The organism is Geosporobacter ferrireducens (genome assembly GCF_001750685.1).
Classification (GTDB): Bacteria; Bacillota; Clostridia; order Peptostreptococcales; family Thermotaleaceae; genus Geosporobacter; species Geosporobacter ferrireducens.
The window spans coordinates 5514419-5529479 of the sequence record NZ_CP017269.1 but is presented as its reverse complement, the minus strand read 5'-3'; the positions used below and the strand labels follow the sequence as shown (position 1 = coordinate 5529479).

13 protein-coding genes are annotated in these 15061 nt (G+C 35.7%); all 13 read right to left on the bottom strand.

Going from position 1 to position 15061, the window contains the following annotated elements:
* Positions 1-77: 77 nt before the first annotated feature.
* The 13 genes from pdxR to hisH all read right to left on the bottom strand — a co-directional run bounded on the left by pdxR (position 78) and on the right by hisH (position 15033).
* Positions 78-1571, bottom strand: coding sequence for a MocR-like pyridoxine biosynthesis transcription factor PdxR (gene pdxR, locus Gferi_RS25905; RefSeq protein WP_069980994.1), 1494 nt, complete (start codon positions 1569-1571; stop codon positions 78-80).
* A gap of 160 nt (positions 1572-1731) precedes the next feature.
* Complete coding sequence (locus Gferi_RS25900) at positions 1732-1923, bottom strand: ferritin family protein (RefSeq protein WP_069980993.1); 192 nt, start codon at positions 1921-1923, stop codon at positions 1732-1734.
* Between the two features lie 78 nt (positions 1924-2001).
* Positions 2002-3792: an aldehyde ferredoxin oxidoreductase family protein gene (locus Gferi_RS25895; protein ID WP_069980992.1), complete on the bottom strand. Its 1791-nt coding sequence runs from the start codon at positions 3790-3792 to the stop codon at positions 2002-2004.
* Positions 3786-4214, bottom strand: a complete 429-nt coding sequence (locus tag Gferi_RS25890; RefSeq protein ID WP_069980991.1) for a 4Fe-4S dicluster domain-containing protein — start codon at positions 4212-4214, stop codon at positions 3786-3788. Before Gferi_RS25890 ends, Gferi_RS25895 begins: the two co-directional genes overlap by 7 nt.
* A 128-nt stretch (positions 4215-4342) precedes the next feature.
* Complete coding sequence (locus tag Gferi_RS25885) at positions 4343-5629, bottom strand: ArsB/NhaD family transporter (RefSeq protein ID WP_069980990.1); 1287 nt, start codon at positions 5627-5629, stop codon at positions 4343-4345.
* Between the two features lie 232 nt (positions 5630-5861).
* A complete protein-coding gene (locus Gferi_RS25880) occupies positions 5862-7196 on the bottom strand; it encodes a sigma-54-dependent transcriptional regulator (RefSeq protein ID WP_069980989.1) in 1335 nt (444 codons plus the stop codon).
* On the bottom strand, positions 7174-9372 hold the full coding sequence (locus Gferi_RS25875; protein ID WP_069980988.1) for a PAS domain-containing sensor histidine kinase: 2199 nt from the start codon (positions 9370-9372) through the stop codon (positions 7174-7176). Before Gferi_RS25875 ends, Gferi_RS25880 begins: the two co-directional genes overlap by 23 nt.
* A 39-nt stretch (positions 9373-9411) precedes the next feature.
* Positions 9412-10173 (bottom strand): LytR/AlgR family response regulator transcription factor, encoded by a 762-nt coding sequence (locus Gferi_RS25870; RefSeq protein ID WP_069980987.1) that lies wholly within the window; start codon positions 10171-10173, stop codon positions 9412-9414.
* Positions 10155-11876, bottom strand: a complete 1722-nt coding sequence (locus Gferi_RS25865; protein ID WP_069980986.1) for a sensor histidine kinase — start codon at positions 11874-11876, stop codon at positions 10155-10157. Before Gferi_RS25865 ends, Gferi_RS25870 begins: the two co-directional genes overlap by 19 nt.
* Before the next feature lie 455 nt (positions 11877-12331).
* Complete coding sequence (gene hisIE / locus Gferi_RS25860; RefSeq protein WP_069980985.1) at positions 12332-12955, bottom strand: bifunctional phosphoribosyl-AMP cyclohydrolase/phosphoribosyl-ATP diphosphatase HisIE; 624 nt, start codon at positions 12953-12955, stop codon at positions 12332-12334.
* Complete coding sequence (gene hisF, locus Gferi_RS25855; RefSeq protein ID WP_069980984.1) at positions 12956-13720, bottom strand: imidazole glycerol phosphate synthase subunit HisF; 765 nt, start codon at positions 13718-13720, stop codon at positions 12956-12958.
* A 12-nt stretch (positions 13721-13732) separates the two neighbouring features.
* On the bottom strand, positions 13733-14431 hold the full coding sequence (hisA, locus tag Gferi_RS25850; RefSeq protein ID WP_069980983.1) for a 1-(5-phosphoribosyl)-5-[(5-phosphoribosylamino)methylideneamino]imidazole-4-carboxamide isomerase: 699 nt from the start codon (positions 14429-14431) through the stop codon (positions 13733-13735).
* Positions 14428-15033, bottom strand: a complete 606-nt coding sequence (gene hisH, locus Gferi_RS25845) for an imidazole glycerol phosphate synthase subunit HisH (protein WP_069980982.1) — start codon at positions 15031-15033, stop codon at positions 14428-14430. The genes hisA and hisH overlap by 4 nt, the downstream gene beginning before the upstream one ends.
* Positions 15034-15061: the final 28 nt, after the last annotated feature.

Here is a 15061-nt window from a genome sequence, read left to right as displayed (position 1 = left end):
CTCCATCTCTTCTAAACTGATATATTTTTATTAAACAGATAGAGGGAATATGTCACGAACCTCTTCTTCAGATTCCTCTAGAGTAGTGGTGTATATACACTTGTGGAATTCTTTCTACTTTCTTTTTTTTCTATATATTCTCTTATGGCTTCTGACAATGCGATCATCCCTGGTTCAATTTGCTCTGGGTATACGGCAGCAGTGCTCAGTCGAAAACAATTGGAGTCTTTTTGGCCAACAAAAAAGACTGCACCAGGAACCATAAGGATATTCTTTTTGGCTGCAATATTATATAATTGATTTGTTGAAAAATTTTCATTCAGGCATAGCCAAAAACTCAAACCTCCTAAAGGCGGGTTATATGTTACGCCATATGGCAAGATGTGCTTTCGTATGGCTAGATCCATAATTTCAAACCGTTCTTTATAGATGTGCTCCATAAAATGAATGTGTCTTTTCCAGATACCTTTTCGAAGATATAAATCAAAGGCTCTTTGTATAAGTCCAGAGGTGGAAATATCTGAAGCATGTTTCGCTGCCAAAATACGGTGATAGGTTTTTTCAGGCAATACAAGAAAACCTAACCTTAATCCTGGCATAAATATTTTAGAAAAGCTCTTTATATAAATAACTTGATCATGTTGATCAATGCTTTTCAATGTGATATTCTCTGTATTATAAAAACTCAGATCACTGAGATAGTCGTCTTCAACAATCTGCAAATCATATTGGTATGCTAATTCTAATATCTTATGTTTTTTCCCATCACTATAAGAATAACCTGTTGGATTTTGAAAGTTTGGCATCATATAAATCAGTTTTGGCTTATGTTTTTGAATTACAGTTTCCAATTTTTCTATGTCCATTCCATCTTTATATATCTCTATATCGATAATCTTTGCTCCTCTTGATTTAAATGTAGCAATAGCTCCAGTATAAGTAGGCTTCTCCACAATAACAACATCCCCAGGATTCACAAATGCCTTGGCAATTACATCAATTCCCTGTTGTGCACCAGAAATAATCTGAATATTTTCTGGCTTTGTGTTTATTTCATACTGTTTCATATAAGCCACTAAGGACTCTCTAAGCGGATAATATCCTTGACTTTCTTGATAGCCGAAGGCGTTGCCTTTATCTCGATTAAGTATTTCGTTTAACAAATCTTGAAAATCATCAACCGGAAATAAATCAGGAGTTGGTGTAGCACTTGCAAAGCTAATCATATGCTCTTGAATTTGTATTTGTCCTCTATTCATTAAACTCAGGTCTTCATCTAGCGGAAACTTATCTGGTGCAGTTGAACCCATTTTGGAACGGATGTCAGGAGATACAAATGTGCCGCTGCCAATTCGCTTGTAAATGTATCCTTCCTTCTCTAACAGTTCATAGGCTTTTACCACTGTAGCATTATTGACTCCCAATACTTCTGCAAGCTGCCTTATAGGTGGTAGTTTTTCATCTGCCACAATTAAGCCTTCCAGAATGAAGTTTTTTATTGCTTCAAATAGCTGTACATATAGATGCTGTTCATTTTGTTTACTTAACTGTATTTGTTCATAATACTTCATAAAACGAACCTACCTTTATCAATGTAGAATACTTCCATAGTATATCATCATTATACATAATAATCATTCCTTTCGCCAACAATCAATATGAATCTTTCTTAAATCTTATAAAATTTAAAAATCATTTTATATGAAAACAAGGTGCGATAACCGCACCCTGCTAATGCTTTTCGTATTTATCTATCATCGCCTGGAGTTCTCTTGCCTGCATACCACATTCCTCTGCAAATCTCTTGAACAAATCAGCTACTTCATCATCATCTACCTGCTTAGAAAACATTTCATAATCTCTTACATTTTCCTGTGCATCTAACAGTTTTTTTACAATTGTATCTCTCGTATTCATTTCCATACATTAACACCTCCTCATAGACTCAAATTTATTTTTATCTTTCTGTCTGTATATTATGTATCAAAAAATGCAAATCCATTAGACCATTCTTCCCTGGCTCTCCGTTGTAGCAAATAGCGTTGTTGCCTCAGAACAAATTTGATCAATTTTTTTATTGTATAGCCTTAATAACTCCATCGCTATGTCCTGATCCATCTTTCCATGAAGTGTCTCTGTTTCAAAGAAACGCTTCGGAAATGCTATTTTTTTATAATCAAAGCCTAATGTTTTTTTAACCTGTATTTTAAGGTAAAATATTTTTTTTCCAAGTTTTTTTAATTCATCTTCTTTCCAGCTGATACCGATTGTTTCCAGTGCTTTTATTACAGTACCTAAGTCATAAATATTTCTGGCAAATAAGCAAATGACTAAACAGTTTAAGATGTTTCTTGTTATTTCCTCTTCAATTAACTTATCTACTATTTGATCTTGATCTGCTGGATCTGTTGCTTGATCAATGGAATAACCTGCATTGTCTAAGTGGGAATGTCTAGCCCCCACTGCCATCCCTAATAGATTGCCATAACCCGTATGATATCCTGCGATTTCATGACCGCCAAGCACAGCTGCGAAATCCTCTCCGCCATATTTTTTTGAAGCATATCCTGTTCCAAATGCTAAATCTTTATAAAAACTATTTTTTTCGTTAACAATGTTTTCAATGATCTGTATGTACGCACTTTCATTTCCGAAATCTACCTGTAGATCTAAATCTTTTTCAGTTATGATACCGCTCTTATACGCTTCCGTTATCCATCCCAATAGTACTCCCGTTGTAATACAATCTAATCCAAGCTTCTCGATGCAGTCAATAATTGCTAAAATTTTATTTTTATCTTTTATACCAATAAATGTTCCTACTGCAAAAACCAATTCATGATCGTAGGCAACCGGGGAATATTCATATTCCATTGGTTCTTGAAATTGATTTCTGTAAAGTCCAATATGTATACACCCTATTGGACAACCCGTGCATGCAATTTTTCTAATAAGTTTTTCTTTAGCAAATGCTTCACCACTAACTTCATCTGCAGCTTCAAAATAACTTTGCTTTAAATTTCTTGTAGGCAGTCCATTCATATCATTTAATGGAATTACATTGACCGTTGTTCCTAAGCCATGATATTTTTCCATCACATCGGTTTCCGTAACTTTTTTATAAATTTCAGCATACGTTTTTTGATATTCTTTTTTACCTTCTATCGGTACTGTACTATCCCCTGTAATCACCATTCCTTTTAAATTCTTACTTCCGAATAAAGACCCTAAACCCAATCTTCCGAAATGTCTATAGGTATCTACATTAACTCCAGCATACCTTATTCCTCTTTCTCCTCCTTGACCAATTCGCAGAATTGAACGTAAACCACTGCCTGACTCCATTTCTCTCAGCAATCTTCCGCTTTCTTCTGTATCTAAACCCCATAGTGGTTGTGCTTTTTTTAATTCTACACTTTGACTGTTAATACTAAGATATATTGGCCCTTTCGCTTTACCAGTTATCAGGATCGCATCGTATCCAGCGAAACGAATGGCCATTCCCAATCTTAATCCAGCATAACTTTCTCCTAGTTCCCCAGTTAAGGGAGATCGAAAAACAGCAACAGTTTTCGTTACCACAGGATAAATCGTTTCCAAAGGTCCAATAGAAAAAATGATTGGTTGTTTTTCATGAAAAACGTCTAAATCTGGTTGTTTATACTCATCAAATAACTTGATCGCAACACCTACACCCCCTAAGTAATCTTTCAAATCTTGCCGTTCTATTTTTTCAACTTCTTCCGTAGTCAAGTCTATATATAAAATTCGAATTCCTTCCTTATTTAACATTGATTTCGTTCCTCCATTGACAGAACCTGATGCGGACAAGATTTTACACATATTCCGCACTGTATGCACAGGATTGGTCTCCTACTGCTCTCATCAAAACCAATGGCATGTACTTCACAAGCTTCTATACAGCGTTTACAGCCGATACACTTTTCGCTGTTATATTTCAAGCCTCCCCCTGCCCTAGTCATCAATGACTGTGTTGGACAAACTGGAACACAAGAAGGTTCCTGACACCCCCTGCAGATATCTGCAACAAACTTTCCCTGCAAGCCCCCACTGCTTCTGATTTTTATAGCACTTTTCCCGGGAGAGTAATCCTGATAAACAGTTCTTGCACAGGCCAGCATACATGAAATACAACCTAAACACCGATTCATTTTTTTAGCTTTCAATATTTTTGAGCGCTTCTCCTCTGACATTTACTCACCTGCTTTTTTCATCTATCTCCAGTATTGCCTCTCACCTTTTTTTTATGCCTGCACTGATTGTTAGCATGATCAAAAAAACAAAAAAAAAGAAAGAGGTGAAATCTCCACCTCTTTCAAAACTATCTTACGATACCGACAAATACAAGTAATGCTCCAAATAGTACTCCACCGAATCCTAATACCAATAAGCCTCTGAAAAGCTTGTCTGTATCCTCTGTTTCATGGGCAGAAGCCATTGCTAATGCACCCAACGTAGATATTGGAGAATTTGTAACGAAGTGAGCTCCTAGAATAATCGCAGAGATTAATGTCTCACCTCTCATTGCACCGCCCATAGTCTCAACAATACCCGGTACAGTTGGAATTAATGTTGGCATAACTACTCCAGATGCAGAAGATACCGCGGACATTAAACCAGCAACGATTGTTAATATTGGTGCTGCTGTTTTAGTACCCATAAAAGCAGTCAATGTATCTGTTAAATATTGAATACCGCCTGCTTTGTCAACTACGTTAACCAATACACCAACACCGCAAACAAGAATCAATGTTCCCCAAGGCATAGCAGCAATTGTTTTCTTTTCATCAGCTGCATTCATAAGAAGCAGTACTGCACCGCCAAGGAATGCTACCATACCGATGTGTAGCTTTAAAAGAATAATTGCAGCTACAACCAATGCGATTACAACAAGGGTTTGAATCTGTACACCTGCAAATGCTCCTGGCTTTTCTTTTACTCCACCGGCATCTGATTTTAACTTCAATCCACCTAACACAATATAGCATGCTACAGCAATAACAACTTGAGCAATCAACATATTGATAAATACATGCATTGCAGTATTAAATCCTATTTTTTCCGCTAACTGTGTTCCAATGATTCCTGTTGGCGCGATTGGCGAAAGACCACCAGCATTTGAGCCGGCAATAACCATCGCAGCCATTAATAACGAACTGATTTTTTCTTCATGGGCAACTGCCATTGCAATTGGAAGAATAAGGGCACAAACAGCGATGTTTCCTGGTCCGATAGCAGCTAAAATTGTTGCAAATATGAAGAATAAGATCGGGATTAATTTTTTGTTCCCACCTGCCATATATGCTGCTTTTCGAGCCATTAATTCCAGTGTTCCGTTTACTTTTGCAATACTAAATAAGAAAGTCATACCTACTAGTGTGAAGAATAGGGATGTATTCCAACCAGCAACTAAGGCTGTACCTTTAGCATCGGCTGAAGACATTGATACCATTTTTGCTACTGCTGGGTCTTTAGAGATGTTGATCATTACAAAGAATCCAAGTAAGAATGCAAATGCAATACTTACAAGACCTGTGTTAACGCCTCTCTTAAAACCAATGAAAATTGCTACTACCAAGACTAATAAAGATATAAGTCCCATGTTCATTGTTTTTTTCCTCCTTTATTATTATAATTATTAGTTGTCATTGAAGGCTGAAAAACGTTTTCTTTTTCAGCTCCAATAAACTTGGGTGTAAACATATATAGCAAGTACCATGCCAATTTTTTATCAAAGCTTAATTCTGCATTTTACATTGTTTTCTTGCTAGAATATTGTTTAAAAAATAAAAATAGTGGTAAAATTATTACCACTATGATCAAAAGTTACCAGTTTTCCTTTATTTGGTAATGCTGTACTTTTCAATTTTACGCCTCAAGGTAAGCCTGGATATTCCTAACTCTAACGCCGTTTTGGTAATATTCCAATCATTCTGCTTCAAGGCTCTGTTTACAGTCTCCATTTCCACTGATTCAAGGTTCGCATTCGTAGATACAGCAGTGTCTGCAATACTCTTATCTGCAGTAATGTTTGGAGGCAGGTCTTCAACATCAATCCATTCATTTTCCTGAAAGATCATAATCCGCTCTATTGCATTTTTTAATTCCCTCACATTTCCTTTCCATTCATAAGCCTTGCAAATTGCCAATGCCTTCTCTGTAAAACCTCTAATATTTTTATTCAGCTCTTGATTATAGTAATCTATAAAAGATCTGATTAAAACAACAATATCTTCACTTCGATTTCTTAAAGGTGTTGTATAGATCGGAATAACATTTAGCCGATAGTAAAGATCTTCTCGAAAATTTCCTAGTTTTATTTCTTCTAATAGATTTTTATTGGTTGCAGCAACGATCGTTGCATCAAAAGCAATTTCCTTGACGCCACCAAGCCTTCTAAATCTCTTTTCTTGAAGAACACGCAACAGCTTAGCCTGTAATAGAATATCCATATCCCCGATTTCATCAAAGAATAGGGTTCCTCCATGAGCTTCTTCTATTAATCCTTTTTTAGCTGTTTTAGCATCTGAGAAAGCGCCTTTTTCGTAACCAAACAATTCACTTTCCTGAAGATTTTGGGGAATTGCTGCACAATTTAATGCAACATAGGGCTTATTATTTCTCACACCATTATAGTGAATGGCCTTGGCGATAATTTCTTTACCAGTACCACTTTCCCCTTGTATCAAAATAAAAGTATTGTAAGGCATTTGGCTGACTTTATTTGCGATTTCACGAACTTCCTCAATCTGTTTGCTCACACCAATAATTTCCGAATAGTTCTCATCTTTTTCCTTACACAATTCTTTCTTCATTTTTATATAGTGCACATGATTTTCAATAGAATCTTTTATTTCTTCAATATTAAAAGGTTTCGTAAAGTAATCATGGGCTCCTAATTTCATTGCTTCGACTGCAAGTCTTACTTCACTGATGTAAGTGATCATCAAGATGATGCAAGTTTTATTATCCTTTCGAATTCGTCTAAGAACTTCTATTCCGTCAATTCCCGGAAGTTTAATGTCGATAATCGCAATATCAGGCTTTGTTTGCTCAAATAGGGCAAGTCCTTCCTCACCAGATGCAGCAGTAAATATTTCTACACCTAATTTTTTTAGTCCTACCTGAAGAGATAATCGAATACTCTTTTCATCATCTATAATTAATAGTTTCATCTAATATCTCTCCTTCAAAACATATTATAAACTCTGTATATTCTCCCAATTCACTCCGTACAGAAATCGTTCCATGATTATCCCGGATAATCTTATGGACGATTGATAGGCCCAGTCCCGTTCCATCTTCTTTTGTCGTAAAAAATGGATTGAAGATTTGTTCAACTTTTTCAGGTATAATTCCAATTCCAGTATCTAGAACTGAAATAGATAATATTTTCTGCGAATCCTCTTGTATATTTTTTACTTCAATGATCATTCTACCATTATCCTCCATCGCTTGAATGCTATTTTTAAATATGTTTACAAAAGCTTGTCTTACGGCAGATGGATCAATTGTTACCAGCGGGACTTTATTGGGGTACTTTTTTTCCACATAAATATTTTTATTACTAATCTCGGAACTTAAAATGTTTAAAGCACTGTTAATGATGCCTAAAATGTTTGTAGCTACAGGTTTATTTTTATGGGTTCTTGTAAAATCCAGGAAGTTAATTACGATATTATTTAGCATATTTACTTCTTCTCTCAAGGCTGAATGGAGTTCCTCCCGTAAATCTTTTTCGTCAAAATTATCTTTTAGTACTTCCAGCAGATTGGTCATTCCTGCCAAAGGATTTCCAATTTCATGAATGATTGAGGAAGATAATTCTCCTATAGTTTTTAGACGATCTTCGCGGCGCAGTTGCTCTTCTAACGCTTTTATTCTGGTTAAATCCTTAATCAGGCACACTGTACTGATTACTTTTCCGTCATCATTATATACGGGAGATAGAGATATACTAATAGGAACAATAGTACCATCACTTTTCTTAATACTACATTCTCGTTCTGTCACTGTATTCCCTTCACCATTTATATAGTTTTTAAATATTTCCTTAGGTAGATCCGTATGTGAGGAAAGAAGGTCCAAGTTCTTATTAATAAAGAATTGACTTCGGTAACCAGTAATTTCTTCCGCAGCCGTATTAAAAATAGAGATTCTGTTTTCAAAATCAATAACAATGATGCCGCTGGCAGCACTTTTCAAAATGTTGTTGAGGTATTTTTTTATATCATATTCTCTTTTATGCAGATTTCTTAAAGCTTCCATCTTTAGTCGGAGTTCTTTGCTCATGTTATTGAATGCAAGTTCTAATTCTCCGATTTCATCCTTATTAGATATTTCCACTTCCTGAGTACTGCTATCAAAATTACTGCTCAAGCCTCTTACTAATTCAACTAATTTCTCTACCGGTCTAGTAATGGTATACGCAAAATACATACTTAAAATTAAAACTGCAATCATAACGAATATTACACCAGAAAGAAATCTATATTTTAAAGGGCCGATTTGTCCGGTAATATATTTTTCATTTTGTTCAATAATTACCATTCCACGATAATTTGGGATTTTTTTGAAAGACACATAAATATTTTCAAGATTTTCACTATATTCTCCAACACCATGATCATAATCTTGCAACATGTTTTGCAAGTCTATATTTCTATTATTTACAATTAGGTTTCTGGTTAAGGGCATTCCTTCTTCCTCATGATCTTGATTTGGGCTCACTAATATGGTTCCATCGATATCAACAACGTAAATTTTTCCGGTAAAAGATTCTTGTGTCTTTTCTACAATTTCTTTAATTTTTTCTAAAGGCACGCCTCCCCCGATAATTCCTTTTAGTTCACCGGTTTTTTCATCCATAATGGGTGCTACAATAATAATATGTGGCAAATCGAGTATACTGCTGATAAAAACCTTGCTAATATAAGTTTTCTTATGCTGAATCATGTACTGATAGTATTCTCGCTCTACATAGTCTCTTCTAAAAATAATATCATTGTGAGGATTGCTGTAAGTGATTCTTCCATCTGGTGTCATAAAAAACATCAAATCCATCCAGTTATAGTTGCTATATAAGCGATCAATACTCTCCTTAATTGCATCCATATCATTATGGGAAGCATACTTCGCTACATATTCTACAGTATCCTGAGCCGAAGAAAGATAGAGGCTCACCTGATCAGAGATCATATCTGTAATAATTAAATTCTGATTCAATATTTGATCCTTAATGTCATCTGTAAAAATCTTATAGGACATATAACTGGTACCAGCAATTGTAATAACTACTAACATGATAATTAGTGCAGGTATTCTTACCTTTAAGCTTTTTGTATTTATCATAATTACCTCCAAAGGTGGATAGGGCATTTTTTCTGTTGATTAGATATTCATCATCGCTTTAAATCTATTGGCATTGCTCCTGCTTACAGGGATTTTATCCTTTACATAGCCCTTCATCGTAACTTGATAAGTACCATTAAACCAATTATCAATTTCCAATATCTCATTAATATTAATTAAATAACTGCGGTGACATCTGAAGAATTGATTTGATTTAAGTTTTTCTTCCAACTCTACCAAAGTAAGATTAGAAGAAAAAACTCCTTTTTTTGATTTTATGCAAGAGTTTCTTCCGTCTACGCCAATATATATAATCTCCTCAGGATCTAAGGGGATATGCTTGCCATTGTTGTAAACACAGATTTTTTGAGATATTTTGGGTTGTGCCAAATAGCGGAGCAGTTGTTCGATATTGTCTTCAGTTTTATGTTGTTGCTGCAGTAAACTATATACCCGTGAAATTGTGTTTGACAGCCTAGATGCAGATATAGGCTTTAGTATATAATCTACTGCATTGATTTCGAATGCTTTAATGGCATATTGGTCAAAGGCTGTAATAAAAACGATGAAAGGACTGTTATCAAGCTGCACCACTTCATTCGCAAGGTCAAAACCATTCATTCCTCTCATTTGTATATCTAATAGCACCAAATCCGGCTTTTGTGTCTTTATGATTTCATAAGCAGTCTTTCCATCTCCGGCCTCTCCAATGATTTCAATATCATATCCCTTGATATTGTCTAATAAATATTTGATTTCTTCCCTGGCTGGGGCTTCATCATCTACGATGATACAGCGCATGGCAGTTCCTCCTTATACTTTTCATTTTTTGGAACCTTTGCCCTTACCATAGTTCCCTTCCCGAGTGTACTTATAATATCTAATCCATAATCTGATCCATATTTGACTTTTAGCCGCCGATCTACATTCATTAATCCAATATGATCCTGTTGATCCTTTACGTTCAGCAAATTACTTAGCCTTGTCGGGTCAATTCCCACCCCATCATCCTCGACAGTTAGTTCGATCCATGTATCCTTCTCTCTTGCAGATATCTTTACAATACCCCCTTCTTCTTTATTGAATATTCCATGTTTTACTGCATTTTCGACAATCGGTTGCAGGATTAAAGAAGGGATTACACATTTTATGGTTTGAGGTATATCGTACTGAATTTGAAGTTTGTCTCCAAAACGTGCCAATTCAATAGCTAGATAAGATTCAATATTCTTGATCTCTTCCATAAGGTCTACTTCCTCGCTATTAAATTGTAGATTTTGCCTAAAGTAATCAGCCAGATGAATGATCAGTTCTCTAGCATTTTCTGGCTTTGTCCGAATAAATGAAACGATTGTATTTAGCGCATTGAATAAAAAGTGCGGGTTAATCTGGGCCTGTAGTGCTTTAAGTTCTGCATTTGCTAAAAGTTTTTGATGATATTCAAGCTTACTTAGTTCAATCTGAGTAGAAAAAAGTTGTACCAAACCCAAGGCTAATTGAATATCCATGCTTGTAATACCCATCTTATCTGATTTGTATAATTTTAAAGTTCCTACAACTTTTTTTCCTTCTAATAATGGGACAATCACAACAGAGCGGAGTCTACAAGTTTTAGAGTAACATCCAATTTCTTCTGCCGTACGTGCAATTCTATATTCACCGGTCTGCACCACTTCTTTTGTTAGATTGGTCATTAATTCTTTTCCTTGAAAATGATGATCATTTCCCTCTCCAACATGTGCAAGTATTTTCTCATTATCTGTGATTGCGACAGCTGCCAAATTTGTCATTTCATAAATAATTCTGGCTGTTTTTTCTACGGACTCTACATTGAAACCTGTTCTCAAATAAGGCAAGGTTTTATTAGCAATGTTTAGTGCTAATTGTGCCTGTGCTGCGCCGACTCTTTCCTGTTCAATAAAAATACTCTGAGTCAGTGCAACAAAAATTGCAATTCCAATAGAGTTTACAAATACCATTGGAAACCAGATGATTCTTACCAGGCCTAAAGCTGCTTGAAAGGGTTGTACCAGTCCTAAAATAATAATCATCTGAACCATTTCGCTGACTGCACCTGTTACAAGCGCTCCTAACCAACTGATTTTTACATCTTTTACCAACTTGCTTCCAAACCCGCCAATGAGACCCTCGACAACTGTAGATACAGCACATGCTATTGCGGTGAATCCTCCAATGTCTATTACCCACCGGTGCCCTCCTGCGATGATCCCACTTAGTAATCCTACAAGCGGCCCCCCGAGCCATCCGCCAACAAATACGCCAATGACTCTTGAATTTGCAATAGCTCCGTTTACAGGAATTCCTGAGTAAGTACCGATGATTCCAAAGACTCCAAATACAATAGACATTAGAATTTTTTCGAATAAACTGGTATCTCTTTTTAACACCAGTTTTTTATACAGGGAATTTTTTGATAATAAAAATGCCAGAATAATAATGATGCCTGCACGATTTAGCAGGCTGCTAAATAAATCAAGTACCATATGCTATGCCTTCCTAACTTTAAAATATTGGAGGAAATAGTTTTCTTACTCTTTATTATACAAAATTGTATCCAAAATCTCAAATATAGGCCTACAATAAAGATTTTTATTTTAAAATGCACACGTCATACTCTGCTTTCCACAAATGAAAAAGCAGGTGAAATCATCCACCTACTTTTTTAATTAAAACAATTTAATGTCTAATGTTTTTTTCAATTTCCTCAATCAACATGTTTTCTTCTATGCCATAACGACGGGCAGCGTATCCTACGCTCTTATTTAAAACGCCGCCTCAACCAAAGCATCGAATTCCAAAGTTATTCAATACAGCTTCAGTTTCCGGATGCTTTGATAAAAGTTCACGAATAATCGTATCACTATTAATCATATAAACACCTCCTGTTTATAGCATAGGTAACTATCTTATTTTCATACAAATAAAAATTTATATTTTTTTACTTATTATACCTGTGTAATAGTTCTTCTTCAATTTCATCAATCGTAATATCTTTTTCTGCCATTAATACCAGGGTATGATAGATCAAATCAGAAATTTCATAAATAGATTCTTTTTTGTCCGTATTTTTTGCACTAATAATAACTTCCCCTGCTTCTTCTGCGATTTTTTTTAAAATCTTATCTATTCCTTTTTCAAAAAGATAATTAGTATAACTACCCTCTATTGGAGATTTTTTTCGCTCTCTAATTCTTTGATCAAGCAATCGAATAATCTCTTTTTTTTCTTCTGTATCTTTATCTTTAAAAATCTCCTGGAAAAAGCATGTTCTCTTGCCTGTATGACAGGCATTTCCTGCTGGAATAACTTCTATTAACAATGTATCTCCATCACAATCGTAGAAAATCTTTTTGACAGTTTGATAATTTCCAGAAGTTTCACCTTTATTCCAAAGTTTTTGCCGACTTCTGCTATAAAACCAAGTTCTTTTAGTTTTCAAAGTTTTTTCAAGGGCTTCCCGATTCATATATGCCATCATTAATACTTCTTTACTTGCTGTATCTTGTATAATTGCTGGTATAAGTCCTTTTTCATCAAAACTAAGTTTATCTATTATTTCCATTTATTCTACCCTCCTCACAGGTAATCCATTAGAAGCTAAATAATCCTTAAGATCACAAATTTTTATTTCTCCATAATGGAATACCGAAGCGGCAAGGGCTGCATCTGCCCTACCTTCTGTCAACACCTTTAAGAAATCCTCTTTTTTTCCAGCACCACCGGAAGCCACAACAGGGATCGTAACAGCATCCGAAATAGCTCTTGTCAGCTCTGTTTCATATCCATCTTTAATTCCATCCGTGTCAATACTATTGACAACAATCTCTCCTGCGCCTAATGATTCCCCTTTAATCGCCCAGGTTAACGCATCCAGCTTTGTATCCAGTCTTCCGCCATTAATATAAACCGTCCATTGGCCTTGCTGATTTTTCTTTGCATCGATAGAAAGCACCACACATTGACGGCCATACTTAAGTGCCGCTTCCATTATAATTTCAGGCTTAAGCACAGCTGCCGAGTTAACAGACACTTTATCAGCACCGGCACGCAAAACTGCATGAAAATCTTGTATTCCCCGAATACCTCCACCAACAGTGAATGGAATGTTCACTTCCTCAGCCGTTTGCTCTACTACGTTTAAAAAAATATTTCTCCCATCATTCGATGCAGTTATATCATAAAAAACCAACTCGTCCGCGCCCTCAGCGCTGTAGTATTTAGCCAATTTCACAGGGTCATCTACGTCCGTTAAGTTTTCAAATTTTTTCCCTTTTACAACCCTTCCTTGATTTACATCTAAGCATGGAATGATCCGTTTTGTAAGCATGATTACACCCCCTTATAAATCTTCTAATCGAATATCTCCTGTATATAATGCCTTTCCAATAATCGCTCCATAAAAATCCATCTTCTCAAGCTGTGATACATCCTCCCTGCTGCTAATTCCACCAGAAGCAATTAAATTGATCTCTAGATTTTTTTTCATTTCTACTAATTCTGAATAATTAGGACCTGAAAGCATCCCGTCTTTAGAAATATCTGTATAGATGATTGTTTTTAAACCTATATCCTGTAAAGTTTTTGCATAATCAAGGGCCTTTAAGTCAGTTACTGTTTTCCAGCCATCGACAGCAATCCACCCATTTTTTGCATCAATAGATACGGCAATTCTTTCACCAAATAACTGTATTGCTTGTTCTACAAAATCTTTTTTTAATACTGCCGATGTACCTAAAATAATTCTGGAAACCCCAGTTTCTAGCACTTTTTGAATATCTTCCAGCGTTCTTATTCCTCCGCCAACTTGAATTGGAATCGGAAGTTTTTCTGAGACCTCTTTTATCAAAGCCAAGTGTACCGGTCTTCCTTCTAATGCCCCATCCAAGTCTACAATATGAAGATATTGTGCTCCTTTTTCTAACCATTGTGATGCGATCTCCACCGGATTTTCTCCAAATATACTCTCCCGGTCAAATTCTCCCTGCTGCAGTCGTACACACTTTCCTTTTCTTATATCAATCGCCGGAAAAATAATCATCCTATCATCTCCCCAAAGTTTTTCAATAATTGTATTCCTGTTTTTCCACTCTTTTCAGGATGAAATTGCATTCCGATGATATTATCTCTTCTTACTATAGCAGGAAAATCCGTTCCATAATTGCACCAATAGACCACATCTTTGGGTTGGCAGGTTTTTAAGTAATAGGAATGTACAAAGTATACATACTCCTCGTCAGTCAATCCTCTCCCAATGGGATCATCTATATTCTTTTTAAGATGATTCCATCCCATATGTGGAACTTTTAGTCCTTCTTCAAATCGGTGAATTTCACCCTTTAAAAAGCCCAATCCTTGAAACTCTCCATCTTCAAAACTTTTGTCAAAGAGCAGCTGCATGCCCAGGCAAATTCCCAGCACGGGTTTTCCAGCCGCCACTGACTTCGTTAAACCCTTGATCAAACCGCTGTCGGATAACTGGATTATAGCATCCTTAAATGCACCGACACCTGGTAAAATAACTGCTGCACTGTTATGAATCTCTTGATTTGTAGTAGCTATAACTGCTTGAAGTCCTAAATTGTTCAACGCTTTATAGACACTTTTTAAATTTCCTACACCATAATCAATGATTGCAATCATCAATCAACCCTCCTCTTTCTAAAATCCT

What these genes read in the sequence shown, in the direction of transcription:
- Gferi_RS25880 (WP_069980989.1), bottom strand. Translation starts at nt 7,196, where the DNA reads ATGAAACTATTAATTATAGATGATGAAAAGAGTATTCGATTATCTCTT.
- hisA (WP_069980983.1), bottom strand. Translation starts at nt 14,431, where the DNA reads ATGATTATTTTTCCGGCGATTGATATAAGAAAAGGAAAGTGTGTACGA.
- pdxR (WP_069980994.1), bottom strand. Translation starts at nt 1,571, where the DNA reads ATGAAGTATTATGAACAAATACAGTTAAGTAAACAAAATGAACAGCAT.
- Gferi_RS25865 (WP_069980986.1), bottom strand. Translation starts at nt 11,876, where the DNA reads ATGGTACTTGATTTATTTAGCAGCCTGCTAAATCGTGCAGGCATCATT.
- Gferi_RS25895 (WP_069980992.1), bottom strand. Translation starts at nt 3,792, where the DNA reads ATGTTAAATAAGGAAGGAATTCGAATTTTATATATAGACTTGACTACG.
- Gferi_RS25890 (WP_069980991.1), bottom strand. Translation starts at nt 4,214, where the DNA reads ATGTCAGAGGAGAAGCGCTCAAAAATATTGAAAGCTAAAAAAATGAAT.
- hisIE (WP_069980985.1), bottom strand. Translation starts at nt 12,955, where the DNA reads ATGGAAATAATAGATAAACTTAGTTTTGATGAAAAAGGACTTATACCA.
- Gferi_RS25885 (WP_069980990.1), bottom strand. Translation starts at nt 5,629, where the DNA reads ATGAACATGGGACTTATATCTTTATTAGTCTTGGTAGTAGCAATTTTC.
- hisF (WP_069980984.1), bottom strand. Translation starts at nt 13,720, where the DNA reads ATGCTTACAAAACGGATCATTCCATGCTTAGATGTAAATCAAGGAAGG.
- hisH (WP_069980982.1), bottom strand. Translation starts at nt 15,033, where the DNA reads ATGATTGCAATCATTGATTATGGTGTAGGAAATTTAAAAAGTGTCTAT.
- Gferi_RS25870 (WP_069980987.1), bottom strand. Translation starts at nt 10,173, where the DNA reads ATGCGCTGTATCATCGTAGATGATGAAGCCCCAGCCAGGGAAGAAATC.
- Gferi_RS25875 (WP_069980988.1), bottom strand. Translation starts at nt 9,372, where the DNA reads ATGATAAATACAAAAAGCTTAAAGGTAAGAATACCTGCACTAATTATC.
- Gferi_RS25900 (WP_069980993.1), bottom strand. Translation starts at nt 1,923, where the DNA reads ATGGAAATGAATACGAGAGATACAATTGTAAAAAAACTGTTAGATGCA.